Raw genomic sequence first — 24,083 nt, 5'->3', positions numbered from 1 at the left:
ACGTTAACTGTACACAGAAGCATAAGCGCCTCGTTTTTTATCCAGGTTGGGGCCGTCGCGCGTCAGCACAATGGCCCCATGGCCATTTTGGGGCTGGATGCGCCCTTGGCGCGGGCTACCGTTAAAAGCAGGCATTCACAGGTTACGGCTTATCCCGCCATGGAGCAGCCGCGCGCAGACGTCCTGCCACTTCTTCACGGTGAGCGCCTGTGTATCCGGTTGCAGGGCAGTTTCAGCGTAAAATGGCCTTTGGCCAAAGCTGAAGACTCGAAGCCTTGCCCTGCGGGCAACCGGTCTGATTTTACAGGGCGAGGAAAATACAATGGATAGCTCAAGTTCCAGGCGCGCCCTCACTGAAAAGGACGCGGCAATGTTGCGGGCAGTGGCCATGACAGGCAAAGGTTTTTTGACCAACGCGGCGGAAGGCGCAACAGTATATTTTACCAGAGACATCAGCTCCAGCGGGCTGACAAAAATCTATGGCCATTTGATGCAGGGCCGTTCGTTGCCGGGCAGGGTGGCGGTGAAGCTGCATTCTGGAGAACCGGGTGGCCAGAACTATCCCGCGCCAGCGTTGATCAAAGATCTTGTGCAGTCTGTGGGCGGAACCATTGTTGAGTGCAATACCGCCTATGCAGGAAAGCGCTTTACCACGGCAGACCATATGGTCGCGCTCAAGGAACACGGTTTTACGGATATTGCTCCGGTTGATATTTTGGACGAAGACGGCTCCATCAGTCTGCCTTTTGCGCGGGGCAAACACATCAATGAAAATTTCGTTGGCGCGCACTTTGCCAGGTACGATTCCTTTTTGATTTTATCCCATTTTAAGGGACACTCCATGGCCGGTTTTGGAGGGGCTATCAAGAATGTGGCCATCGGCATTGCTTCCGCTGAAGGAAAAATGTGGATTCATACCGGCGGAGAAACGCGGGCCCTTGGCAAATTCATCCGATGTTACAAGGTAAAAAAAGAACTGTTTCTGGAATCAATGGCAGAAGCGGCAGGTTCAGTAGTTGAAACACTGGGTACGGACAGAATCGTTTATGTCAGTCTGATGAACAATCTGTCCATTGACTGTGACTGCGACAAGAACCCTGCACCTCCAGAACTGGACGACATTGGCGTTCTGGCGTCCTTTGACCCTGTGGCCCTGGATCGGGCCTGCGTTGACCTTATTTACGCCGCTGACAGCGAAAAAAGCGTTTCATTGCGCGAGCGTATTGAATCCCGCAATGGGGTACACTTGCTGGATTACGCCGAATCACTCGAGATTGGCCGTCAGCAGTATACACTTGTGGGCGTTGACGCATGACAGGCGCGGATTCGATCTTGGCAGGGAACAGCGCAAATCCATAATCAGCTTATTTAATTCGTAAAATTCTGGGTAGCAAGAAAGAGATTCAGACAAGTTCTTTTTTTGACGGCTTTTTACGCGTGCTCAAAACTGTTCAAACTGGCATTACGTATGTATCCAGCTACCGCAAAGGAGAGCGACATTGCCGGTGAAGACTCAGGCGCCGTTTGTTGGTCTGTTAAGCGCTGATGCTGAGGCGGCAACAACGCAAAAAAAGTGCATTCTGAAGGTTGATTTCCTCTAAAGGGAAGGGGTAGTGAGCTGCATTGAGCACGCTTGGCCACAAGATTCCCATATTTTTTTTAGACGAGACACCACGGCATCGGAAAACATGCTGTAATTTTGACCTGTATTGCGCAGTCCATCCAATAATTTTTTGCTACGCTGCAATGCTGTTTGCACATGTGCATATTCCGGATTCTCTTCCAACACGACATTATATCCATTCATGTCTTTTATGCGGTAGCGCAAAGGCACATTCCAGTTTCGTATGCACATGTTATAGAGATAATTGTTCAAAACAAATAAGCCAGCGCCACCAGCCTCATCCCTAAACAGGTTCCTATGCTCTTTTGACTTGTCCAGCCCTGTTCCTTCGTACTCCGTGTTTCCATAGGAACCGTGGTGTATGAAAAAATCTCGGTCATCATAATAATACTGAAAAAAACCAGCGCAGTTCATACGCGCCCCGTAGTCCCCATCTTCTGCCCCGTAAAGGCCGTAGTCTTCGCTCCAGTAGCCCAGAACATCTGAGACCGTTTTGGGTATTATAATGGCGCCCCCTGGCAAGTTTTCAGTGCAAATACCCAAAATACCATCCGGGCTTTCAATGGTCCCTGGATTCTGCCTAAGTCGTGCAGGGGTTAATGCGGGGCCAAGGGTAGACAATGGATGCCCGTGTGACCAGAGTTGAAAGAGTTTGTCCAGCCAGTTGGGATCAATAAATTCAATGTCGTTATCAATTTTCATGTAGAATGGGCTATCAACAGATTTCCACCCAATGTTGCAAGCGCAAGAAATACCCATGTTGCAGGGGAGCAAAAAAAGATTGTCAATCAAGCCGTGATTGCGCAATTCTACCAGCCGTTCTCGTAAAGCAGGTTCGCTTCCATTATCAACAACGGTCACGGTAAAAGGAATGCTTGTGGCCGTTTTTCGCAAGGCTAGAATTGTTTTTTGCGTAAAATGAAACCGATTAAAGACAGGTATGGTGATATTAAGAACGGGCGGATTCATATACGTAATCCTGCTCAGTTGAATTTTATCGGTTTGTCCAAAAAAAGCTTCCAAGAAAAGAAAAATAGAGATTTAATTGCATTGAGTATTGCATCGTGATTGTTTTGATCTAAATATTCAGTTATTTTATTGTATGTTTTTATGTAGACGTGCTCTGATGCAACATGTTCGGAATACAAGTTCAAAAAATACATAAATCTATTTATAATTTTTTTGTCATGTTTATGCAAAATTAAATCATATAGTGTTTTGAAATGATAGAAAAATAAATCTTTATTTGCAAAATATTCACTGCTTATGGAGCAGGCGTGAACACGATGATAATAGAGTCTTTCTTCAGTAAAAGCAATTTTTTGGGCAGCATGTATTGCGCAAAAATGAAACAATACGTCATCAAATTTATTATCCAAAGAAAATTTGAGACTATTTTTTTTAATAAAGTCTAAGGGCATGAGTTTCAGCCATGGTGCAATAAATATACAACTTATTTGTTTGCGAATTGTATCATTAAGAGTATAAACAGAATTTGTAATTATTGGCAGTTTTAAAGGGGAAACAGTCTCACCCGAAAAATCAAATCCTGAACAAAAAGTAATCTCATTTTCTTCTTTTTGGGAGATGGCATACAGCTTGCTTAACCAGGTTTCAGCAGCTATGTCATCATGATCCATAAAAGTTACATACTTTCCTGTCGCCTTGTCTATTCCAAAGTTTCGTGCAAAGCCGGGGCCTAAGTTTTGTATCTTATAGGTTTTGAACCTATGATCAGAATGGACAAAATCTGCAATCAGGTTTGATGTGTCGTCAGTTGAGCCGTCAATAATCAGAGCCTCAAAATTTGCATGTGACTGCATTTCAAGGCTGGTTAAAGCAAATTTTATATATTTGCCAGAATTATACGCCGGAATAATTACAGTGATCAGATCCTGGGCGCATCCCATATAAGTGCTCTTTTTTGCGGTTATCTTAAAATGGCGCCTGGAGTAGCGCTCAAGGGCAGCGCAGGTTGTGCCGTCAGTTTCCTTTTGTATTTTGTGATATTCACGAAAGCTATTTTTTATGGCATATTAAATAAAAAATCAAACCGCTGTCACTTCTAAGCATAAGTGCTTGCCAGGAGGCTTGTGATTTTTTATTGCTTATATTGTGAAATTGTTTTATTTTTTTCTTGTCGGGATGTAGCGCAGTCTGGGAGCGCACTTGAATGGGGTTCAAGGGGTCGAAGGTTCAAATCCTTTCATCCCGACCAGAAAGTTCAGGGGCTTACGAAGAAATTCGTAAGCCCCTTTTCTGTTGCCCTGTAGCTTTGTGCCATTGACCTTCCCCCCTAAAAGTATGCCATTGAAACGTTAGTGTTCCTGACATAGGAGCGCAAGAATGAAACGTAGCAGATTCACCGAAGAACAAATTGTTGCGATTTGCGGCAAGGCGAGGCTGGAGTGCGCGTTGTCGATCTGTGCCGTCAGAATGGCATTTCGGATGCGACCTTTTACAAATGACGCAGCAAGTCCGGTGAGATGGACATTTTTGATGCAAAGCGGTTGCGCCAGTTGGAGGATGAGAATGCCCGACTGAAAAGATTCGTAGGCGAACAGGCTCTTGATATTGTCGTCCTGAAGGATGTGCTCTCAAAAAACTTTTGAAGCCCGCTGGTATACGCAGTGGGGTAAGGTCGCGTGTCCCAACCGTCTGGCGCACTTTTGGCAATGGCCGCCAACAGGTCGGCAATGCCGGCGCCGGTTTTTGCGCTGCACGCCAAGGGAGTCTTTCCGAGCTTTTCTCGTATCCGTTTTTTGCCGCTGGTAACGTTGCAAAAGAATAGGCGTCCGCCTTGCCGATAACCACGACCAGCGGCATCCCCCCAATGACCGCGCAAAGTCCGCGTCTTTTTCGGGGAGCTCCACATCAGTAACCAGAACGGCGAGGTCCGTGTGGTCCACAGTGTAGGCAGTCTTGTCGACGCGCAGCGTGCCGAGGACCGAGGGATCGTCATAGCCGGCCGTATCTGTCAACAGGCAGGGGCCAAGCCCCGGCAACTCCATCGGCTTACTTACAGGATCCGTGGTAGTGCCCGGCATGGCTGAAACAATGGCGACATATTGATCTGTTATGGCGTTCAGCAAAGAGGATTTGCCGATATTGCGCCGGCCGAAGATGCCGATGTGCAGCCGTGTGGAGCGCGGCGTTTCCAAGAGGGCGGTATCAGGATTCATTCTCCGTCCTCAAAGTGCAGAGGTAAGATCAGCTTTTCTTGTATGGCGTAGAATACCAGCTCAGGCAGATTTTTGGTGCCGAGTTTTTGCATAAGGCTGGCGCGATGTTTTTCCACTGTGCGCGGGCTTAGAAAAAGCTCTAGGGCTATCTGTTTGGTCGTATGCCCGGCCACTACTCCTTTCAGTACATGGCGCTCCCTTTCGGAAAGTGTAGTAGCATTTTTAGTGGAATGGCGGCGGCCCAGGTAGCCGTTGATTACGTTGGCCTGTATTTGCGAACTCAGGAAAAAACGGCCCCGGTTGACGGTGCGGATGGCGGCCAATAAGTCGCTTGGCGGCGATGCTTTGAGTACAAAGCCCAACGCGCCCTGATCCAAAGCCTGCTGCACCAGAACATCCTTTTTGTGCATGGACAAAACAATAATATGCACATCTTGCACCTCACGCCGCAAAATAGGCAGGAGCTCTATCCCGGAAATGTCGGGCATGGAGATATCCAGCACCAGTACATCTGGTCTAAGCGTGCGTACCGCATCAAGCACATGGCTGCCGTCCTCGACGCCACCCACTACCTCCATATCTTCTTCGCTATTGACAATACGTTGTACACCCTCGCGAACAATAGAATGATCGTCAGCGATAAGAACGCGAATTTTGTCACCCATGACGCTCTCCTTGTATTCTTTTTTCTGTAACAAAAAGAAGAGGAAGAAAAACATCAACAGTACAACCTTGATTCGGGGCTGAGGTTACTTCCAGGTAACCTTCCACAGAACTGGCGCGTTCTGCCATGCCGAGAAGACCGATGCCGGTAACGTCACCACGAGGGAGGTCGTATTCCGTCTGTTGTCTAAAGCCTTTGCCGTTGTCTTTGATGCACAAAAAAATCCATTCGTGCATTACGGCAAGGGTGACAGAGACTTCTGTAGCTTCAGAATGGCGAATGATATTACTCATGGCTTCCTGCAGAATGCGAAATGCCGTCAGTTCAATATATGGTGCAAGTCTTTTTTCCAGGGTGGTTATTTTTGAGGTAAAGGTGAGGTTGGCGTGCTGCTGACCATGTTCCTGCAAGAAGGCCTTGATCATGAGCGGCAGCCCCAGGTGTTCCAGCGCCACAGGGTACTGGTGCGCCGCCACGCGTCGGATATCTTCTCCCAGCCGCTCCGCGCATTCCGCCAATTTGGCGCACAGTTCCGAAGCGCCATCACGGTCCTTAACGATAAGATCTTTCATAGTGTGCAGCCCGAAGACAAAGCCCGCAACGCTTTGGCCAAACTCGTCGTGCAGGTCGTGACCTATGCGACGACGTTCTTCCTCGTTGCCCATCATGATATTTCTGGTCAGATGGTGGATGCGTTCCTCTGCCTTCAAATGTTCTCTGATTTCGCGTTGCAGTTCATTACGGCTGCTTTGCAGCGAGTCCATAGCTCCATTCAGGGCTGAAGCAATATGGCCGATTTCGTCGTTGGCGATAATTGGTATGTGACTGGTCAACTGGTTTGACCGCAACCTGGCCACGCCCTCCATAATGCGGTGTATCTGCCGGAATATGGAGGATGCCAGCAGCCATGCCGCCAACCCGCCTATGATCATGGCAAGCACGGTGTACGCGATACCTTGGTTGCGCAGAGTCTGCAATTGGGTCGAGACTCTGTTCATATCCGTGCCCAACAGCACCCACCCTAAGTGCCGATTTTCTATAATCACCGGGGCCGCGGCGTGGATGGACGTGGGATCTTTTCGCCAGATGTGCGCTTGTTTTTTGCCGCGCAGCAGGACTAAGGCATCGGGGCCGGTAATGTAACGCCCTTGCTGCGAAGGGTTGGAATGGACCAGCACCCGACCGTCAGTCTCGACCACGGCGGCATAGGTGGCTGTGAAGTCTTTGACGCTTGCCCGCAGTACTTCATCCATTCCCATAATATCTTCAGAAAGCAGCCATGAGGACATGTTCTCGGCAATAAGACGTGAAAAATTTACGGTTGAGGATTCCGCCTCTGTAGACAGGAATACCTTTTGGCGCTGATATACATCCACTATAAAAATTGACATCAGGACAAAATGAACAAGGGTTACATTTACTACAAGTTTTGTTCTGACACTTAATGTGTTATTTTTATTCATGGCTGAAGCACGCTAAGCTCTTTGGGAAAAGTGGATATGTAGTCTTTAAGAAAAGTGACCACGGGTTGATATGCGGAAACAGTACATCGCTCAAAACGCGAAAGAGTGAGCTCATGAAGAATTTCTCTTCCGTCCGGAGAATTTACTAAATCCACAAGAGCGTCCATGATAATGCGCGCATCTTTTTCCGGCATATCGTCACGCACCAAAATAGCATTGTTTACCAACGGTGGAGTTTCCCAGAGTATTTTCAGTATATTGCTGAATTCCGGGCGCTCCCGCATAAGCATCTGCCATGGCATGGGCCATGTGGCGCCTACATCGGCATTGCCCAACACAACATTCATGATGACAGACTCCTGTGAACCCACAAAATGCATATCCGTATCTTTAATATCAAGTCCCCGGTTGTGCAGGTAATATAAAGGCATCATGGTGGCGGCCAGGGCCGTGGGCGAAGGGAAAGCCAGTACCTTCCCCTTGAGGTCCGTGATGTCTGTGATGCCAGAGTCCCTTCTCGCAAAAATAATGCCGCAAAACTGCGAATCATCCCCCATCTTTCCAATGATACGGTATCCGTGTTTCACGGCTTGCAGCGCCTGTGAAGGATTAGAGAGCGTTATTTCAAAGTCGTTTTTCCGGGTCCGGGCCTCGAAGCTTTGGTAATTGCGCGAAGCCACCAGCCGGACTTTGAAGCCGCATGCCTGGCTGTTAATTTTGTCCATCATGCGGATGAAGACGCTGAACAATCGGCGGGGGTTGTAGAGAGGATGAACGGCAAACCGATAGACTACGCCCTCCTGAGCGCAGACGGAATGATTGCCATACTCCGGGTAATTGGCCTTGTCGTTATCCGGTGTAGTCATCATTGAGAAAAGGAATCCCCCGAGCATCAAAACCGCGTACAACGGCAGAAGCCAGGACCGATAGCTGGGGAATTCGTCTTCCGTGGGTTCCACAGCGGTCGTCAACATGTAATGCCCCCCATGGATCAAGCAGCCTTTAAGGGAGTATCCTTCCGGTTTTTACGAGCCTGCTGATGCACGCATTGCGGGGTCTTCCAGCCAAGCGCCGAGTGCAGGTACGTGGTGTTAAAAAGTTCTATCCAGTCAGAAAGCTCGTCGGCCAGGTGCTCAAGGCTGCGCCATTCGCGCAACCAAAAGAGTTCTTCCTTAATTGTGCGCATTGTCCGTTCAGTATCCGCGTTTCCTTTGGGATTGTTGTAGCTGGTGAATGCCTGTGTGATGCCTAATGTCGCGCATTCACGCACAAAAGCCTTTCCTGTCGGTTGGCAGCCGTTATCACTCATCAGGCTCAAGCCCTGTTCTCGGACGCCTTCGGGAAAGTGCGCTTGAATGCCCATCTCCAGGGCTTGCAGCCACTCATGACTTCGGCTTTGGTAGCCAGCATGATGGCCGACGATCTTTTTGGAAAACCAGTCCACTACCAGAACAACATACACCCAGCCACCTTCCGTCATGACCTTGGTCATATCGATGCCCCACCACTGGCAGGGCCGAACAGGACGCGGCTTGCTTCCGCCGGGGGTTCGCTTTGCTCGCAAGGTTGCTCTCCTAACGCCCAGGCCATGCAGACGCATCAAGCGTTCCACACGTTTGGCGTTGACGTTCATGCCGTTTTTATGCCGGAGAGTAGCCCACACGCGGCGGTAGCCCCAAAAAGGATGCTCCATTTTAAGGGCTTCGATCAGCGGCAAGAGCTCGGCATCGCGCTGAAGCTGAGTCTGGCCGGTTCGCCGCCTGTCGCTTACCAGTCGTTTTTTTTTAATTCCAGCGTCAACTCGCCAACGGCCTGCTTAAGTTTTTGGTTCTCTGCCGTGAGGCGCTCTTCCCGGCGGTTTGTCGTGCCGGTTTCGAAGGCTTGGGCGGCATTGGCCAAAAACGTATCTCGCCAGCGGTAGTACATGCTCTGAGTGATTTGATACTCACTGCAAAGGCTTGCCACAGAACGCCCCTGCAATCCTTCAAGCACGATGCGAGCTTTGCTTTTACTGTCCCAGATACGGCGTTTCATGTTTCCTCCAGGGCTGGAAGAAAACTACCTTAACAGGACGGCCTTGTTAATGGGGGGCAGTATAAACACCCCATTCTTCTCCTTTCATTTATCTTGCCCCAAAAAAGTACTTACTGCACTAGGCAAGAGTACCCAGAATTAGTTCGGGATGTACCCAGAAGCTTTTAGGGTAACTTCATTATTTTTGCGGGATATTCCGACTAGTTGCAGGCATTGGGGCGCGATAATCAACAAGGTGTCCGTATAAAGTCGGATTGCAGTCGCATGGTGCGGCTTGTTCGACGGCGGCTACCTTAAGGAGAAGTAACCATGCTCAACCCTGTACAGCACGCCGACTGGGAAATCGCCCAGGATGCCGAAACCCGTATGAAAAGCATTTATGATTTGGGCCGGGAGATCGGGCTCGAAGAAAGGGAGCTTCTGCCATACGGGCACAGCATGGGCAAAATTGACGCCAGTGCAGTCCTGACACGCCTGAGCGGCCAGCCCAACGGCAAATATGTGGACGTTACGGCCATTACGCCCACTCCCCTGGGCGAGGGCAAGTCCACCACCACTATAGGCTTGGTGCAGGGTCTGGGTAAGCTGGGAAAAAAGTCCTCCGCAGCTATCCGCCAGCCATCGGGCGGCCCGACCATGGGGGTCAAAGGGTCCGCCGCCGGGGGCGGCCTTTCCCAGTGCATTCCTCTGACCAAGTATTCTCTGGGTTTCACCGGCGACATCAACGCCGTGATGAACGCACACAACTTAGCCATGGTGGCGCTGACCTCGCGGATGCAGCACGAGCGCAATTATACCGACGACAAGCTGGAAAGCCTGTCGCACATGCGCCGCTTCAACATTGACCCCACCAATGTGCCTATGGGTTGGGTCATCGATTTCTGCTGCCAGGAACTGCGCAACATCATCACCGGCATTCCCGGCAACAATGGCAAGGCGGACGGTTTCATGATGCAGTCCCGCTTCGATATAGCCGTTGCCTCCGAAGTCATGGCCATTTTGGCCGTTGCCACGGATCTTGAAGATCTGCGGAAACGCATGGGCAAGATCATCGTGGCCTATGACCGCCTGGGCAATCCGGTGACGACCGACGACCTGGAAGTGGCCGGCGCCATGACCGCCTGGATGGTTGACGCCGTCAATCCCAACCTGATCCAGACCATAGAAGGGCAACCCGTGCTGGTGCACGCCGGCCCGTTTGCCAATATCGCCATCGGGCAAAGTTCCATAATTGCGGACCGGGTGGCCCTGAAGCTTTCCGATATCCATGTGACGGAATCCGGCTTCGGCGCAGACATCGGCTATGAAAAGTTCTGGAATCTTAAATGCCACTACAGTGGCTTGACCCCCGACGCTAGTGTCATTGTGGCCACGGTGCGCGCTCTCAAAAGCCACGGCGGCGCGCCTGTGCCCGTGCCGGGCCGGCCTTTGCCCGAAGAATATAGGTCGGAAAATGTGGAATTTGTGGAAAAAGGCTGCTGCAACCTGCTGCACCACATCCGCACCGTCAAAAGCTCCGGCGTGTCACCTGTGGTTTGCATCAACGCCTTTGTCAGCGATAGCGACGCTGAGATCAAAAAAATCCGCGAGCTATGCGAGGCTGAAGGCGCGCGCGTGGCCCTTTCCCGTCATTGGGAAAAGGGCGGCGAGGGGGCTGTTGAGCTGGCTGAGGCCGTGCTCGACGCCTGCGAGGAAAAGACGGTATTTAAGCCACTGTATTCCTGGGACATGCCCTTTAAGGACCGAATCGAGCTTGTGGCCAAAACTGTGTATGGCGCGGACGGTGTAGAGTACTTGGGGGACGCATTGGACAAGCTTGAAAAAATGCAGCAGCGCCCCGACGCCGCAGAACTTGGCCTGTGCATGGTAAAGACGCAGTACTCTCTTTCCGACAACCCGGACTTCAAAGGGGTTCCGCGTGGCTGGAATTTGCGCATCCGTGACGTACTGCTGTACGGCGGCGCCGGCTATGTGGTCCCAGTGGCCGGGAAAATCTCTCTCATGCCGGGAACCGGATCCAATCCCTCCTTCAGGCGCGTAGACGTGGATACAGCCACGGGCCGCGTGCACGGCATCTTTTAACTCCTTGCAATGTTAAAAGTGCAACCCCCAACATTATTATGATGTTCACCTTGGCGCTCGCGCAGCCAGGCTGCGTTTGCGCCTTTGTGACGGGCGCGGCGCAAATGCCCCCCAGCATTTCATCGGTGAAATGCTGGGGCGACCACGGGGCATGGCGCAGGGGCAAGCTTCCCGCGCAAGGGGGCAAACGGCTGCTCTTGCCCAAAGTAAAACAAAAGCCTGCAAGAGGCACCTGGCCGGCGTATTTTTAAGGTTGCAATGGTCTGCAGAACCACGCGCCATGCAAGGACAAGGACGTTAATATCACAGTAAACTTTACATTTTGGGGGGATGCGTATGACAGCTGAAATAATCAGCGGCACTGCACTGCGCGCTACAATGCTGGCTGAACTACATGATGAAGTCACTACCATACGCAGCAGACATGGCTGCGTACCCGGCCTTGTAACCATTCTTGTTGGCAGTAACCCGGCTTCTGTCAGCTATGTATCGCTGAAGATAAAGACGGCAAACAGCTTGGGTTTCCATGAAATACAGGACAACCAGCCCGAAGACATCACCGAAGCGGAACTGTTGGCCCTTATTGACAGGTATAACAACGACCCGTCCATTCACGGCATTTTAGTGCAGCTTCCTCTACCGCGGCATATTGACGCGACAAAGGTGCTTTACGCCATCAGCCCGGAGAAAGATGTGGACGGATTTCACCCTGTGAATCTTGGCCGTCTGCTTATCGGCGGCAAAGCAGTCAATTTTCTGCCGTGCACTCCCGCTGGCATTCAGGAACTGATCGTGCGGTCCGGGACGGAAACCAGCGGCGCCGAAGTCGTAGTGGTGGGCAGGTCCAACATCGTGGGCAAGCCCATTGCCGTCATGATGGGGCAGAAAGGCAAGGGGGGCAACGCCACAGTGACCCTGGTGCACACGGGTTCTCGAGAGCTTGGCGCCCATTGCCGGAGGGCGGACATCCTGATTGTGGCCGCCGGAGTGCCCGGCCTCGTCAAACCGGATTGGATAAAGCCTGGGGCCACGGTCATTGATGTGGGCGTTAACCGCGTAGGGTTCAATGAAGAAACAAGTAAACCCATTCTTTCTGGTGATGTGGATTTTGAAGCAGCCAGACAGGTGGCGGGCAAAATCACCCCCGTACCCGGCGGCGTTGGGCCCATGACCATTACCATGCTTATGAAAAACACCATCAGATCCGCATGGCTGCATCTGCGGCCATAGGGTGTCCTGCGAGGTTGAGACGCTTTGGCGGCTGCGCAAACAACTTCATCATGGGGCCGAATCGTCGCCTTGCGGGTAAAGCCAGGAGCGAGTCGTACAGGGTTCGGTTGGCTTTATGAATGCATTTTCGCCGCACTGCACGGCTTCACGGAAACAAGGGGCCGGTCCCGCTCGTCGGCGTGCCGCCCCCATACGGTATTTCTACCCATGGCAGCGTCAGATTTTACCTAGTGAAGTTGGGGATCGCCGGGGCGTGATTAGGGAGTATTCCGGCTAGGTTTAACAGGCTTTTTGGCGCAACTATTTCATTATGAATATATTGGTTGAGAACGTTGTGTGGATCAGGACCTTTTTATTCCCAAGGAGCGTTCATTATGCGTAAACTTCTCGTGTGGGTTTTTGCCGTTGTCCTTTGCTTCGGCATGGTGACGCCGTCCTTTGCCGAAAAAATTGTGGTCGGCTACCAGCCGTACGACACCATTTCTTATTCGGCCATAGTGATTCGCGCCAAGGAAATTTGGAAAAAATACATGCCTCAGGGAACCGAGGTGGAGTTTGAAGGGGCTCTGCAAGGTTCCGTCATCGTGAATGCGATGCTCGCGGACAAACAGAGCATCGGTTATCTGGGCGACATGCCCGCCGTAGTCTGCACGACCAAAACCAATATCGCACCCATCAAGCTGGTGGCGTCCCTGGGGTTTTCCGCCGGGCAGCGCTGCAATGTGATCATGGTGCGCGCGGACGCCCCCCAATTCGCTTCGCCTGAAGACGCCGTCAAATGGCTGGACGACAAAACGATCGCGACGCCGAAAGGCAGCTGTGCCGAGCGTTTTCTGCGCACCGTCATGGAGCACAGCAACATTAAGCCCAAGACCATCCTTAACGAATCTTTGGAAGTTATCGCCACCAACTTCCGCGTAAAAAAGATTGACGCCGCCGTGTTGTGGGAACCCACGGTGAGCCGCATCAGCGATCTCGCCGGTGAGGGCGTTGCTCGTGTTGTCGCCACCGGCAATACGTTTGGTACCCCTGATGCCGGATTCGTCGCCATGCGTGCAGACTTTCTCCAGAAGCACCCCGACTTGGCTCTGGCCTGGTTGAAGGCCGAGTTGGAAGCGCAGCAATACATTCTTGATCCCAAAAACTGGAACGAGGTAGCCCAGCTTGTTTCAGCGCAGGCTACCGGCATCACGCCGCTTATGGCCTGGTTTTCCATCTACGGGCAGATCCCGGCACAATGTGGCGGCGCACCCGAGCGCGACACCAAGCCTTACATTTTCACGCCTGCCGTACACAATCTGCTGGAAGGCACATATACCTTCCTTTTCAAAAACAAGATCATCGACGTCGATCATGCGCCCGCCGGCGCCATTGACGACTCACTGGCCGTCAAGGCCGCAAAGGAACTGAATGTCCATGTGCCCTTGGGCGTCATTGTGCCCAAGGATATCTCCACGGCCAATCTGCCCAAATAGCGGGCACAATATTGCGAGAGGGGCGGCAACGCCCCCTCGCCCCTGTTCATGTTTGAACACACCCTGAGGAGGATGGTTCATGCTTGAAGTCGCCGCGTCTGCGGGCGAAGTCCCCGTGGAGAAAAAGAACAGTATTGCCGTTCGGATCCTGCATAGCCTGACAAACAAAGATTCGAGAAGAGGTCTGCTGCTGGGGCTTATCGGCACTGTAGGGTTCCTGTTTTTCTGGTGGCTGGCCACGGAAAAGCTCAAATTGCCCCGATTTGAAAAATTGCCTGGGCCCGTGTTGTGTTGGAACGAATTTATATCACGTGATCCAGTCTTTGGCACGTCCATTTTCACGCCGCAATACTACATGCATATCATGTGGAGTTGCCTGCGCATTCTTGCCGGCTTCACTATTGCCACTTGTCTCGGCGTCCCTTTGGGCCTGTTTATGGGCTGGAAGAAAAAAGTGCGCGATTATGCCTTCCCCGTACTGGAACTGTTGCGCCCTATTCCCACAATGGCGTGGGTTCCGCTGGCTATCCTGATGTTTTCAGGGCGCGAGGCTCCCATCATATTCCTGGCTTGTTTGGCCTCTTTCTTCGCCACAGTACTGAACACTCTGCTGGGCGTCGATTCCATCGACGAGGTTTATTTTCGCGCCGCCATGTGCTTGGGCGCCTCCGAGCGGAATGTGTTCACACGCGTGGTTATCCCTGGTGCTTTGCCTTTCATCTTCACGGGGTTGCAGATCAGTATGGGCGTGGCTTGGTTTTCGCTGGTGGCGGCCGAGATGCTCTCTGGGGAATACGGCCTTGGCTACCTGATCTGGGATTCCTATGTCCTGAGCCAGTATCCCGTCATTGTTATCGGCATGGCCACGCTTGGGCTCATTGGCTATTTCTGCAGCGCGATTATCCGCATGGTCGGCAATCAGCTCATGCGTTGGACGGTGAGGTAAGTCATGTCCAGTGAAGGCAAAATCAGTATCCGTAATGTGACCAAAATTTATGACCCCGATGGTCTCAATGTCTGCGCAATAGACAATTGTTCCCTGGAGCTGGACGCGGGTGAGTTCTGCATGGTCGTCGGCCCTTCGGGCTGTGGCAAGACCACGCTTCTCAATGCCATTGCCGGGTTTCACGACATTTCTTCGGGCGAGATATATCTGGACGGCCAGCTTCTCTGCTCTGCCAACAAACAAACGCCCCCCGTCAAGGAACGCATTGTGGTTTTTCAGAACGGGGCTCTGTTCCCCTGGTACACCGTGCTTGAAAATACCACGTTCGGCCCTGTGGTGCAGGGAGAGGACGAATCTTCGGCACGCAGGAGGGCCATGGACCTTTTGGGGGAGTTGGGCTTGCAGGCCACGGCCAACAGTTATCCCGGGGAGCTTTCGTCAGGCATGAAGCGCCGTGTGGAAATCGCCCGCGCGCTCATGAACGACCCCAAGGTTCTGCTGCTCGACGAGCCTTTTCGTGCCATGGACGCCGTGACCAAGGGCGTTATGCACGAGTTCCTGCTGCGGGTTTATGACCGGGTGCGCAAAACCATTTTTTTTATCACGCATGATTTGGAAGAGGCGATCCTGCTCGGCAGCAAAGTAGTTGTGATGACCACCAGACCTTGCCGTGTAAAGCAGATGATCAACGTAGATATCCCTCGCCCCCGCGACATCAAGGTGCAGACATCCGAACGGTATTGCGAGCTCAAAAGCCTCATCGTCAATGCCGTGCATGAAGAAGCATACAAGGCTTTTGAAGCCGGTGAGCGCGAGCTCGCTTAAAAGGAGCAGCCATGAGCAAGAAAAAAATTCCCTTGCTGGCCAGGCTGGAAACCATCGAATTCCAGCGCGGCGTCATTTCCATCACCACGCTCATCGTCATTTGGGAAGTAGGACGCTCCTTAAAGTTCCCCATGCTGGAATCTATGCCGGCCCCGCATGAGGTTCTAGGGGTGCTCGGCGGGCTTCTGGCCGATCCATCGTACTGGCAAAACTGGATGGCAAGTATCTATCGCGTGTTTAAAGGTTTTTTGTTTGCACAAATCGTCGGCATTCCCTTGGGTCTGACCATGGCGGCGAGCCGTACCTTTTTCGGCATTGTCTTTCCTTCTTTTGAAATATTGCGGCCCATTCCGCCTTTGGCGTGGGTGCCCATCTCCATCATCTTTTGGCCGACAACGGAAATGTCCATTACCTTTGTAATCTTTTTGGGCGCATTCTACACCGTGGTGCTCAATGTGGTCGGCGGCGCCAAGAATATTGATGCCCGTCTTACCCGCGCGGCCATTTCGTTGGGGGCGCGTCGCTGGGACATCTTTTGCAAAGTTGTGCTGCCCGCGACCCTGCCCAGCATTTTCACCGGCATGGCGGTCGGCATGGGCATCACCTGGGAAGTGGTGGTCGCCGCAGAGATGATAGCCGGCAAATCCGGCCTGGGCTATCTCACATGGTCGTCCTATGTCGGCGGGAACTACCCGCAGATCGTCATCGGCATGATGAGCATTGGCGTGGTGGGCTATCTGTCCAGTTCCGCCATCCGCAAGCTCGGCCATTATTGTATGCCCTGGACAAGAACATTCTAAACCTGTCTGTCATGGAAAATCCGGGACGTTGCGCGTGTCGTGCGGCAACGGCTAATTTTCCGCGCGGATTCCCCCAGGCTTTGCCAGAGCCGCGTAAACACCAAGGAGCGAATATGGCCTCCTCTGAAATGGTCGTCAGCGACCTCCGTAAGACATACGGATATGGGCAGAAGGAAAAGATTATTCTGGAAGACTGCTCGTTCACCCTGCGGGATGGAGAAATTACGGTTCTCATCGGTCCGTCCGGAAGTGGTAAAAGCACCCTAGTCAATCTGCTTGCCGGTTATGAAATGCCGGATTCCGGAAACATAACGCTGGACGGCGTGAAAGTGAAAGGACCCGGCGGAGATCGCCTGGTCGTTTTTCAGGAAACGGCGCTTTTCCCGTGGATGAGCACCTATTCCAACGTGGCCTTTGGTCCCCTTGCACAGCGGAAAATAGCTGCAGCGCAGGTAGAGGCACGGGTTTCAGCCTTGCTTGAAAAAGTGGGGCTTCAAGACTTTCGCAACAAGTATCCCTCGCATCTTTCGGGGGGCATGCAGCGGCGGTGTGAGCTGGCGCGCATGTTGGCCAACATGCCAAAGGTCATGATGCTGGACGAACCTTTTCGTGGCCTAGACGCCATGACAAGGGAAATCATGCAGGAATATTTTGTTCGTCTGCTTGAAGAACAGAAAGGTACTGTCCTTTTTATTACTTCAGAAATTGATGAGGCCATTTTTATGGCCGACAGATTGCTCATCATGAGCAATGCCCCTGGCAGGATTATCAAGGAGATAAAAATAGATTTACCGCGTCCTAGGGAAAAGGAAATCCTGCTTTCTTCCAAGGTGCAGCGCTACAAAAGGGACGCGCTGGAGCTGCTCCATGCAGAGGCGCTTAAAGCTTTTTCATCCGGCAGCAGAGCTGTTCAAGACTTTCTTGAAGGCTATGAGCGTCAACAGGAACTGGTGTGAATCTGCCCGTATCCGTCACCGTTATCGCCATATCAGGCGAAAAAACAAAGGAGATTACCCATGGCTGAAACACAGGCCCCCACTCCCCAAAAGCGTAAGCACGTCACCATTCCCATGTTGATGAAGAAAAAACAGGCCGGAGAAAAAATTACCCAGCTCGCCGTATACGATTTCGCCAACGCCCGTGTGGCGGACCGTCTCGGCGCGGACATCCTGTGCGTTTCTGATACGGGCGGCATGGTGCTGTTCGGGCACCCCAACACCACGTCTGTTACCTTTGAAGAAGTCATGCTGATGGCGCAGGCCGTGGACCGCGGTTCGCAGTACGGCCTGCGCATGGTTGATATGCCCTATATGAGCTTTCATCTTTCTCCCCAGCAGGCCGTGGACAACGCCGCCCAGTTTGTGCATCGCGCTAACGCCGAAGTGATGAAGTGTGAAGGTAACCAGTATCATTGCAAAAATATTGAAGCCATTGTCCGGGCGGGCATCCCCGTTCAGGGGCATATAGGCATTACCCCTATGCGTATGCCGCAGCTTGGCGGGTTTTCCGCTCAAGGGAAAACCTCTGATCGCGCCAAAGAGCTTATTGACGACGCTCTGGCCATGGTTGACGCCGGTTGTTTCTCTATCATGTGCGAAGTGTGCACCTCCGAGCTGTGTCAGTACTTGGCCGAAACCCTGCCTGTGCCGGTCATTTCACTGGGTGCCGGAAACAAAGCTGATGGCGTGCATATCATCGGGTCCGACCTGTTCCACCTGTATGAACCCCATGTGCCCCGGCATTCAAAAATATATGAAGACCTCATCCCCATCATGGAGCGTGTGTACACACAGTACTTTGATGAGGTGCGGGATGAGACTTACCCCGGCCCGGAACATACGGTCTTCATGAAGCCGGATGAACTCGCTAAGTTCAAAGAAATGCTGCACTGGGCTCCTAAGCGTTAATCCTTTCCCTCCTCCTGCGTCACGCGAAGGCCCCCGTCTGCCAATGGGGGCCTTTGCCAAGAGGTTTCCATGGAAGATGTTCAAATCGGCCCCGCAGCCATTCCTCTGCACATAAACCGGGTGGGCGTGCGGGGCATATCCATGCCCATGCTGGTGCGTCGTCGTGGTTCTGATATGCCGCAACATACGGTGGCCGATGTGGAACTGGGCGTGGATCTTCCCCCCACATTCAAAGGCACGCATATGAGTCGGTTTGTGGAAACTATCCAGAGACATGCCGGCCTGGGCTTGGATTACAATGTAATCAGTAAAATACTTGAAGAGATGCGTGACCACTTGCGAGCGGAACGATCTTTCGCGTCTTTCGGCTTTAAATATTTTTTGGACCGTAAGGCCCCGGCCAGCGGCATTGTTTCTACCATGCACTATGCCTGTCGTCTGGCCGGAGAAGCCGTGCCGGCTTCCAACCGGACTCCACCCTGGCATGTGCGGCACTCTATGGAAGTCGTTGTCCCGGTCATGACCGTCTGCCCGTGCTCCAAAGCCATCAGCGATGTCGGAGCCCACACCCAGCGTACGGAAGTGCGCATGACAGTGCAGATGTCCGGATGGGTGTGGATTGAAGAGTTGATTGATATAGCCGAATCCTCCGGCTCATCGCCAGTATATACGCTGCTTAAACGTGAGGATGAGAAGTTTGTTACTGAACATGCTTTTGCGCGGCCCGTCTTTGTAGAGGATGTCGTGCGTAATGTGGCTGCGGCTTTGTCTGAAAATCTAAATATATCCCATTTCAGGGTTGAGGTGGAAAGCGCTGAATCCATACATGCGCACAATGCGTTTGCTACCATTGAATCCTGCTAGTGTCGTAAGAACTTTCATATTTCAGTGTGCTTTATCAATTTTTTTCATACTGTTTTGTTTTATTGAAAAATGCATTTATGAACAAATTATGAAGCATCTTACTCTATTTTATAGAAAAAGAAGCGGCATTACGGGTAATGCTTAAGGAGTAGATCATGAATCATATCGCTTTTGAGGCGCTTAACGCCGCGCAACTGTATGAAAAAGCTTTGTCCGTCATGGAAGAAAAGGCCATAAAAAATCAGCGCAAGGTTTTCCTGGCCGCAGTGATGGCCGGGGTATTCATTGGGCTGGGGTTTGTTTATTGCGCTATGGCTAATGTGGCCGGCGCGGGGAAGATTGTGGGCGGTCTGGTATTCAGCTTGGGGCTGATGCTGGTTGTGGTGTGCGGCGGCGACCTGTTCACGTCATCGACTCTGACGCTTATTCCCCGCGCCCACGGCTCAGTTACCTGGCGGCAGGTCTTTGTTAACTGGGGCGTAGTTTACGCCGGCAACTTTGTGGGCAGCATTCTGCTGGTCACGATTGTGCTGCTTAGTGGACATCCGTGGGAAAGCGGCGGCAATGTGGCGTTGTTCTATATTAACACCACCGCGCACAAGCTTGATCATACATTTGTGGAAGCTGTATTCCTGGGTATCTTGTGCAACCTTATGGTTTGTCTTGGTGTATGGATGAGCTATGCCGGGCGCTCGTTGCTGGACAAAATGGCGGCTTGCCTTCTCCCTGTGGGACTGTTCATCGCTTGTGGTTTTGAACATAGTGTAGCGAATATGTTCATGATTCCCATGGGCATCATTTGCGGTCAGATTATGCCGCCGGAAGTGGCGGCCAAACTGGCGTCCCCCCATGCGCTTACTTCAGAACTTACTTGGTGGAATTTTTTGATTAAAAATCTTATCCCCGTCACCTTGGGCAACATCATTGGCGGGGGCATTCTGGTGGGGCTCTACCAGTGGAATCTCCACAGTCCCAGAAGGAACAAGCAGTCCGGCAGATTCTGCCATTCTGAAAATCCGGGGCACAGCGGTCTGCACGACCTTCACGGTGACGGACGCGCCTGAGATAAACGCTCCGCACTGGCCTGTATTATACGCCCAAAGACGAACATGGCATAAACCATGCGCTGATGCGGGAAATCGACCATGCCTTTACAGAGTGGCCTTTTCTCGGCGTACGCCAGATGCGGAACTATTTGCGATTGCTGGGATACAGCCTTTCCAACATCCCACCGAACTTGCTGCGCCATTTGTAAATGGTCGCATCCGAAATGCCATTCTGACGGCACAGATCGACAACGCGCACTCCAGCCTTGGCTTGCCGCAAGAACGCAATAATTTGTTCTCCGGTGAATCTGCTACGTTTCATTCTTGTGCTCCTATGTCAGGAACACTAACTTTTCAATGGCATACTTTTAGGGGGTAAGGTCAATTGCATGGTCAAATTTTGCCATCAGGCGCGGTTCTCTGAACTCTTTAATTTGCAAGGCAGAAACCTCAAAACGCCCGTGCGACGCAATGCGGTTAAGAATGTCATACTTGGTGAAGAGGTGCTCCCAAGTTGCGTCGTTTTGGGTTTTTGGTGCGTTACTCATAGTTTCTCACCACCACCTCATCAATTCCCCCACGTTTTGTCGCGTCGGAATTTATCGCCCGTTTTGCCTGTACAATGGTAATGTTATAAGCAGCGTACTGCTCTTTGATAAAATCCGTTGCAGAATTCGAAAGCATAAACTTCAATCCACGTCTATGCAATGCATCACAGGATTTGCGGAGTCGTATCTGTTCATCACGAGAAAACCCACCCTTTGCATAACCTGTAAAGCTGGAAGTATTTGAAACTGGGTCATAAGGTGGGTCAAGATAAACAAATGTCCCTTTCGGCAATGCTTGCAGAACTTCAGCGTAATCGATTGAAGTCAAATGTATTGCGGCAGCGTTCAGATATGAGCTCACCGCCCGCAACGTCGGGGCATTAACGATATTGGGGTTACGGTAATTCCCAAACGGAGAATTAAATTCCCCCGCGCTGTTAACGCGAAACAAACCATTATAGCACGTTTTGTTAAGGTAAAGAATGCGGGCGGCTTTTTGAACATCAGTTAACGAAGAGTACTTTTCCCTGTCTCTGTCCCAGTCGCGAACAGAATAGAAAAAATCAGCTTCATTCTTGAAGTCTTGTAATGCGGCTATAAGGGCTTCAACGTCACGTTGTATAATCTCATAGACGCGAATCAATTCCTTATTAATATCATTCACATAGGCGGTTTTTGGTTGCAAATTAAAAAGCAATGCGCCGCCGCCTGCAAATGGTTCACAATATGTAGTAACCCTCTGAGGCAACAGTGGTTTTAGCACGTCCAGCAGTTGGCGTTTGCCACCCACCCATTTGAGTACAGGGGAAACCAACATGCTTTTTTTCATAGCTAAAATCCCCGTCCTCACAAATAGCAATACACAACTATACGACCACAGAGCAAAATCAACGTGGCCCTTCCGGGTATTCCCTTCCGGGTGTTCTGTGGACAACCCACTCAGGAAATACCAGGCAGAGGCTAAATCATCGGAAAAATAGGTGGTTATCTTGAAGCGCTCTTGGTTCCCATTGTCGCAAGATCATCTCTGATAGCCTGTGTATATGTCAACTCGGTCTTGTACGCAGTTAAGGCTAGCCATAGTTTCATGATACCGTGAGTAGGGTGCCTTGTCATGACCATAATCCGCTTCAGCATGCGTAACGTGCTGATATGTTTTATAATGAAAAAAGCCGTTCAGGTTTTACCCTAAACGGCATTTTTCATTTGCTTTTAAGCTGGTCGGGATGAAAGGATTTGAACCTTCGACCCCTTGAACCCCATTCAAGTGCGCTCCCAGGCTGCGCTACATCCCGACGCGAGGAAGATAACTACGCTGAACCACTTGGTCTGTCAACACATTTTCTAAATTATTTTTGGCGAATCAGGGCAAGTCCCACTAATGGCGGCAGATACAGGTGAATATCGGCCTCCTGTCTGTCGGGCAGCGGGGTGGTAAAATGCTCCGTTACCTGCCCCTCTGTATCAAGGTTGCCGTGCCCGCCAAAGCGTTTTTCGTCAGAACTCATCATCTCCACATACTTGCCGGGAGTGACGGCAAAGGTCAGGGATTTTTGCGCCTCAAGCTCATGAAAATTAAAAACAAAAAGTAACTGGCCGCGCTCAAAGGCCAACAGGCGCTTTTCTTCATGAATAAAGCGGAATATGGGCTTCTGGCAAAAGCTTTCAAGGTGCGGGCGCACAAGCGTAAGCATTTGCGCCTTGTCCCAGGCCGCCAGCAGGCTGTATCTGAGGTCTTGCGCATCGGCCAACTGCCATTGCCTGTGGGCGTAAGCTTCTGCGTCCAACCATTCGGGGTGCCCGAATTCATTGCCCATAAAGTTCAGATAGCCAGCATCGGCAGTGGCCAGCGTGATGAGTCGCATGAGTCTGTAAAAGGCCAGACCGCGCGACACGTGCCAGTCATCCGTAAAAACAGACATGTGGCTGTGCATGCGATTGCCGAGCAGCCGCCAGATCATGGCGTCATCGCCATTGATGCACTGATCGTGGCATTCCACATAGCTGATGGTGCGGTCATACGGGCGGTAGTTGGTCATTTCGTACCACAGGCTGCCCATGTCGCGCGGCTCTTCAATACACTTTGCCCAGTAGTCGGGTATGCCCATGGCAAAGCGGTAATCAAAGCCAAGTCCACCGTCTTGCGGCTGGCAGGTCAGACCCGGCATGCCCGAAAACTCTTCCGCAATGGAAAGGGCGGAGGGGCAAAGCTGATGGATAAGCGTGTTGGCGAGGCACAGATATAGTTCACCGTCCTCATCGGTACGCGGCAGGCCCACGCGATCATAAAAGCAGTGGCTGACGTGGATGAAGTCGTCATCCCTGCCGTGATCGCGATACAGAATGTTGCCCACGGCGTCAAAGCGAAAACCGTCAACCCTGAACTCTTCAAGCCAGTACCGGCAGTTGGAAAGCAGAAAGCGGCGCGCCATTTCCTGACTGAAGTCAAATGATGGTGTTCCCCACTGGTTAAGCTGACTGGTGAAAAAATAATTGCTTCCGTCGTACTGCGCCAGCCCCTGCTCGGTGTTGGGGCAGGTGTGCCCGTGCGGAATGTCAAGCACAATGGCAAGACCAAGCCCATGCGCGGCGTCAACCAGGGCCTTGAATTCGTCCGGCGTTCCATAGCGCGACGAAGGCGCAAAGTAGCTGCTGACCTGGTACCCAAAAGAACGGTACAGCGGGTGTTCAAGGATGCCCATAAGTTGCACAACGGTATAGCCACATTCACGGATACGCGGCAGAATATGGCGCGTAAAACTGGCGTAGCTGCCCACACTGTCGGCGCTGCGGTTCAGGGCTGGCTGCGCCATGCCCACATGCGCCTCATAAATCCGGGGAAAAGCCTCCAGGCGCGGCCTGCGGTGCCTGAAGCGAAACGGCGTATCCGGCTGCCAGAGGCGGGCGCACCATTGCCCGGGCATGGTCTTGTCCTGCTCAACCCATTGGGCGAAGGCGGGCACCCTGCGCAGGGCGCGGGTTTGCGGGTCTTCGTCTGTGCCTCCATCGGCCTGGACGCGCAATTCCATATAGGTGCCGTGCTGCAAGGCGTCCTGCGGCAGGACGAGTTCAAAAAAACCGTCCTTGACGCGCTGATACTGATAGCGCGCATGGCGCTGGAAGTTGAGCTTGTCTGTGGTCAGCCATACCGCGTCTGCATTGGGCATGTATTCGCGCAGTCGCCATACGGGCTGCCCCGAAGCGTCTTTGGCCTCGTGCGCCCCAAGGGTGGCGTGCAGGTTGGCATACGAGCGCAAGGAACTGTGGAGGCTTTGTATGCGCTCCATTTCTGTCGTGAATCTGTCGCTTCGAGACAGCAGAAAGGAGCGGTAGGACTCCAGTTCAGGGTCTTGCAAGGGATTTTGGGGAAAGTTCAGGGTCATGGCGGCCTCC

General features: G+C 52.0%; 22 protein-coding genes, 2 tRNA genes and 1 pseudogene. 12 read left to right on the top strand and 13 right to left on the bottom strand.

The window, feature by feature from the left end:
- Positions 1–322 precede the first annotated feature (322 nt).
- Complete coding sequence (locus DESU86_RS00645) at positions 323–1,315, top strand: DUF362 domain-containing protein (RefSeq protein ID WP_179979282.1); 993 nt, start codon at positions 323–325, stop codon at positions 1,313–1,315.
- A 282-nt stretch (positions 1,316–1,597) separates the two neighbouring features.
- Here the strand turns inward: DESU86_RS00645 and DESU86_RS00640 are convergent, their stop codons facing one another.
- Entirely contained in the window at positions 1,598–2,593 is a 996-nt protein-coding gene (locus DESU86_RS00640; protein WP_179979281.1) for a glycosyltransferase, read from the bottom strand.
- A gap of 14 nt (positions 2,594–2,607) precedes the next feature.
- Entirely contained in the window at positions 2,608–3,534 is a 927-nt protein-coding gene (locus DESU86_RS00635; RefSeq protein ID WP_179979280.1) for a glycosyltransferase family 2 protein, read from the bottom strand.
- Positions 3,535–3,765: 231 nt separating this feature from the next.
- Here DESU86_RS00635 and DESU86_RS00630 point away from each other — a divergent pair.
- Positions 3,766–3,842 (top strand) — tRNA-Pro (locus tag DESU86_RS00630).
- A 379-nt stretch (positions 3,843–4,221) separates the two neighbouring features.
- On the opposite strand, the gene DESU86_RS00625 is transcribed toward DESU86_RS00630, so the two are convergent.
- From DESU86_RS00625 to DESU86_RS00600, 6 genes are read right to left on the bottom strand one after another with little or no spacing between them, the layout of a single operon-like run.
- A complete protein-coding gene (locus DESU86_RS00625; RefSeq protein WP_179979279.1) occupies positions 4,222–4,806 on the bottom strand; it encodes a GTPase in 585 nt (194 codons plus the stop codon).
- Positions 4,803–5,471: a response regulator transcription factor gene (locus DESU86_RS00620; RefSeq protein ID WP_179979278.1), complete on the bottom strand. Its 669-nt coding sequence runs from the start codon at positions 5,469–5,471 to the stop codon at positions 4,803–4,805. The genes DESU86_RS00625 and DESU86_RS00620 overlap by 4 nt, the downstream gene beginning before the upstream one ends.
- Positions 5,464–6,933 carry a sensor histidine kinase gene (locus DESU86_RS00615; protein ID WP_179979277.1) on the bottom strand — a complete coding sequence of 490 codons (1,470 nt, stop codon included), beginning with the start codon at positions 6,931–6,933 and terminating at the stop codon, positions 5,464–5,466. Before DESU86_RS00615 ends, DESU86_RS00620 begins: the two co-directional genes overlap by 8 nt.
- A complete protein-coding gene (locus DESU86_RS00610; RefSeq protein ID WP_179979276.1) occupies positions 6,930–7,907 on the bottom strand; it encodes a phosphate/phosphite/phosphonate ABC transporter substrate-binding protein in 978 nt (325 codons plus the stop codon). The genes DESU86_RS00615 and DESU86_RS00610 overlap by 4 nt, the downstream gene beginning before the upstream one ends.
- A gap of 17 nt (positions 7,908–7,924) precedes the next feature.
- Positions 7,925–8,707 carry an IS3 family transposase gene (locus tag DESU86_RS00605; protein WP_232088390.1) on the bottom strand — a complete coding sequence of 261 codons (783 nt, stop codon included), beginning with the start codon at positions 8,705–8,707 and terminating at the stop codon, positions 7,925–7,927.
- Positions 8,701–8,967: a transposase gene (locus DESU86_RS00600; protein ID WP_179979275.1), complete on the bottom strand. Its 267-nt coding sequence runs from the start codon at positions 8,965–8,967 to the stop codon at positions 8,701–8,703. Before DESU86_RS00600 ends, DESU86_RS00605 begins: the two co-directional genes overlap by 7 nt.
- Positions 8,968–9,276: 309 nt before the next feature.
- Between DESU86_RS00600 and DESU86_RS00595 the strand changes: the two genes are divergently transcribed.
- From DESU86_RS00595 to focA, 10 genes are all read left to right on the top strand, one after another.
- Positions 9,277–11,049 carry a formate--tetrahydrofolate ligase gene (locus DESU86_RS00595; protein WP_179979274.1) on the top strand — a complete coding sequence of 591 codons (1,773 nt, stop codon included), beginning with the start codon at positions 9,277–9,279 and terminating at the stop codon, positions 11,047–11,049.
- 336 nt (positions 11,050–11,385) lie between these two features.
- Complete coding sequence (gene folD / locus DESU86_RS00590; protein WP_179979273.1) at positions 11,386–12,279, top strand: bifunctional methylenetetrahydrofolate dehydrogenase/methenyltetrahydrofolate cyclohydrolase FolD; 894 nt, start codon at positions 11,386–11,388, stop codon at positions 12,277–12,279.
- 374 nt (positions 12,280–12,653) lie between these two features.
- Positions 12,654–13,754 carry an NrtA/SsuA/CpmA family ABC transporter substrate-binding protein gene (locus tag DESU86_RS00585; RefSeq protein ID WP_179979272.1) on the top strand — a complete coding sequence of 367 codons (1,101 nt, stop codon included), beginning with the start codon at positions 12,654–12,656 and terminating at the stop codon, positions 13,752–13,754.
- A gap of 79 nt (positions 13,755–13,833) precedes the next feature.
- Complete coding sequence (locus DESU86_RS00580) at positions 13,834–14,700, top strand: ABC transporter permease (RefSeq protein WP_179979271.1); 867 nt, start codon at positions 13,834–13,836, stop codon at positions 14,698–14,700.
- Between the two features lie 3 nt (positions 14,701–14,703).
- Positions 14,704–15,525 carry an ABC transporter ATP-binding protein gene (locus DESU86_RS00575; protein ID WP_179979270.1) on the top strand — a complete coding sequence of 274 codons (822 nt, stop codon included), beginning with the start codon at positions 14,704–14,706 and terminating at the stop codon, positions 15,523–15,525.
- Between the two features lie 11 nt (positions 15,526–15,536).
- Positions 15,537–16,325, top strand: a complete 789-nt coding sequence (locus DESU86_RS00570) for an ABC transporter permease (protein ID WP_179979269.1) — start codon at positions 15,537–15,539, stop codon at positions 16,323–16,325.
- Positions 16,298–17,281 carry an ABC transporter ATP-binding protein gene (locus tag DESU86_RS00565; RefSeq protein WP_232088207.1) on the top strand — a complete coding sequence of 328 codons (984 nt, stop codon included), beginning with the start codon at positions 16,298–16,300 and terminating at the stop codon, positions 17,279–17,281. Before DESU86_RS00570 ends, DESU86_RS00565 begins: the two co-directional genes overlap by 28 nt.
- Before the next feature lie 60 nt (positions 17,282–17,341).
- On the top strand, positions 17,342–18,232 hold the full coding sequence (locus DESU86_RS00560) for a 3-methyl-2-oxobutanoate hydroxymethyltransferase (RefSeq protein ID WP_179979268.1): 891 nt from the start codon (positions 17,342–17,344) through the stop codon (positions 18,230–18,232).
- Between the two features lie 69 nt (positions 18,233–18,301).
- On the top strand, positions 18,302–19,096 hold the full coding sequence (gene folE2 / locus DESU86_RS00555; protein ID WP_179979267.1) for a GTP cyclohydrolase FolE2: 795 nt from the start codon (positions 18,302–18,304) through the stop codon (positions 19,094–19,096).
- Positions 19,097–19,251: 155 nt separating this feature from the next.
- Positions 19,252–20,160 carry a formate transporter FocA gene (gene focA / locus DESU86_RS00550; RefSeq protein ID WP_232088206.1) on the top strand — a complete coding sequence of 303 codons (909 nt, stop codon included), beginning with the start codon at positions 19,252–19,254 and terminating at the stop codon, positions 20,158–20,160.
- 160 nt (positions 20,161–20,320) lie between these two features.
- Here the strand turns inward: focA and DESU86_RS00545 are convergent.
- From DESU86_RS00545 to DESU86_RS00525, 5 genes and pseudogenes are all read right to left on the bottom strand, one after another.
- A pseudogene (locus DESU86_RS00545) lies at positions 20,321–20,464 on the bottom strand (transposase); the annotation flags it as partial.
- Positions 20,465–20,510: 46 nt separating this feature from the next.
- Complete coding sequence (locus DESU86_RS00540) at positions 20,511–20,690, bottom strand: type II restriction enzyme (protein WP_179979266.1); 180 nt, start codon at positions 20,688–20,690, stop codon at positions 20,511–20,513.
- Complete coding sequence (locus DESU86_RS00535; protein WP_179979265.1) at positions 20,683–21,519, bottom strand: DNA adenine methylase; 837 nt, start codon at positions 21,517–21,519, stop codon at positions 20,683–20,685. The genes DESU86_RS00540 and DESU86_RS00535 overlap by 8 nt, the downstream gene beginning before the upstream one ends.
- A gap of 389 nt (positions 21,520–21,908) precedes the next feature.
- A tRNA-Pro gene (locus DESU86_RS00530) sits at positions 21,909–21,985 on the bottom strand.
- Between the two features lie 54 nt (positions 21,986–22,039).
- Complete coding sequence (locus DESU86_RS00525) at positions 22,040–24,073, bottom strand: alpha amylase C-terminal domain-containing protein (protein WP_179979264.1); 2,034 nt, start codon at positions 24,071–24,073, stop codon at positions 22,040–22,042.
- Positions 24,074–24,083 lie beyond the last annotated feature (10 nt).

The sequence above is a fragment of the Desulfovibrio sp. 86 genome, from assembly GCF_902702915.1.
Lineage (GTDB): Bacteria > Desulfobacterota > Desulfovibrionia > Desulfovibrionales > Desulfovibrionaceae > Desulfovibrio.
This window is presented reverse-complemented; position numbering and strand designations above follow the sequence as displayed.

Bases quoted from the DNA above. Each gene is read 5' to 3' on its own strand.
- folE2 (WP_179979267.1), top strand. From the start codon at position 18,302: ATGGAAGATGTTCAAATCGGCCCCGCAGCCATTCCTCTGCACATAAAC.
- DESU86_RS00600 (WP_179979275.1), bottom strand. From the start codon at position 8,967: ATGAAACGCCGTATCTGGGACAGTAAAAGCAAAGCTCGCATCGTGCTT.
- DESU86_RS00625 (WP_179979279.1), bottom strand. From the start codon at position 4,806: ATGAATCCTGATACCGCCCTCTTGGAAACGCCGCGCTCCACACGGCTG.
- DESU86_RS00525 (WP_179979264.1), bottom strand. From the start codon at position 24,073: ATGACCCTGAACTTTCCCCAAAATCCCTTGCAAGACCCTGAACTGGAG.
- DESU86_RS00615 (WP_179979277.1), bottom strand. From the start codon at position 6,933: ATGAATAAAAATAACACATTAAGTGTCAGAACAAAACTTGTAGTAAAT.
- DESU86_RS00560 (WP_179979268.1), top strand. From the start codon at position 17,342: ATGGCTGAAACACAGGCCCCCACTCCCCAAAAGCGTAAGCACGTCACC.
- DESU86_RS00595 (WP_179979274.1), top strand. From the start codon at position 9,277: ATGCTCAACCCTGTACAGCACGCCGACTGGGAAATCGCCCAGGATGCC.
- DESU86_RS00585 (WP_179979272.1), top strand. From the start codon at position 12,654: ATGCGTAAACTTCTCGTGTGGGTTTTTGCCGTTGTCCTTTGCTTCGGC.
- folD (WP_179979273.1), top strand. From the start codon at position 11,386: ATGACAGCTGAAATAATCAGCGGCACTGCACTGCGCGCTACAATGCTG.
- DESU86_RS00640 (WP_179979281.1), bottom strand. From the start codon at position 2,593: ATGAATCCGCCCGTTCTTAATATCACCATACCTGTCTTTAATCGGTTT.
- DESU86_RS00575 (WP_179979270.1), top strand. From the start codon at position 14,704: ATGTCCAGTGAAGGCAAAATCAGTATCCGTAATGTGACCAAAATTTAT.
- DESU86_RS00570 (WP_179979269.1), top strand. From the start codon at position 15,537: ATGAGCAAGAAAAAAATTCCCTTGCTGGCCAGGCTGGAAACCATCGAA.
- DESU86_RS00540 (WP_179979266.1), bottom strand. From the start codon at position 20,690: ATGAGTAACGCACCAAAAACCCAAAACGACGCAACTTGGGAGCACCTC.
- DESU86_RS00610 (WP_179979276.1), bottom strand. From the start codon at position 7,907: ATGTTGACGACCGCTGTGGAACCCACGGAAGACGAATTCCCCAGCTAT.
- DESU86_RS00580 (WP_179979271.1), top strand. From the start codon at position 13,834: ATGCTTGAAGTCGCCGCGTCTGCGGGCGAAGTCCCCGTGGAGAAAAAG.
- DESU86_RS00535 (WP_179979265.1), bottom strand. From the start codon at position 21,519: ATGAAAAAAAGCATGTTGGTTTCCCCTGTACTCAAATGGGTGGGTGGC.
- DESU86_RS00635 (WP_179979280.1), bottom strand. From the start codon at position 3,534: ATGGGATGCGCCCAGGATCTGATCACTGTAATTATTCCGGCGTATAAT.
- focA (WP_232088206.1), top strand. From the start codon at position 19,252: ATGAATCATATCGCTTTTGAGGCGCTTAACGCCGCGCAACTGTATGAA.
- DESU86_RS00645 (WP_179979282.1), top strand. From the start codon at position 323: ATGGATAGCTCAAGTTCCAGGCGCGCCCTCACTGAAAAGGACGCGGCA.
- DESU86_RS00620 (WP_179979278.1), bottom strand. From the start codon at position 5,471: ATGGGTGACAAAATTCGCGTTCTTATCGCTGACGATCATTCTATTGTT.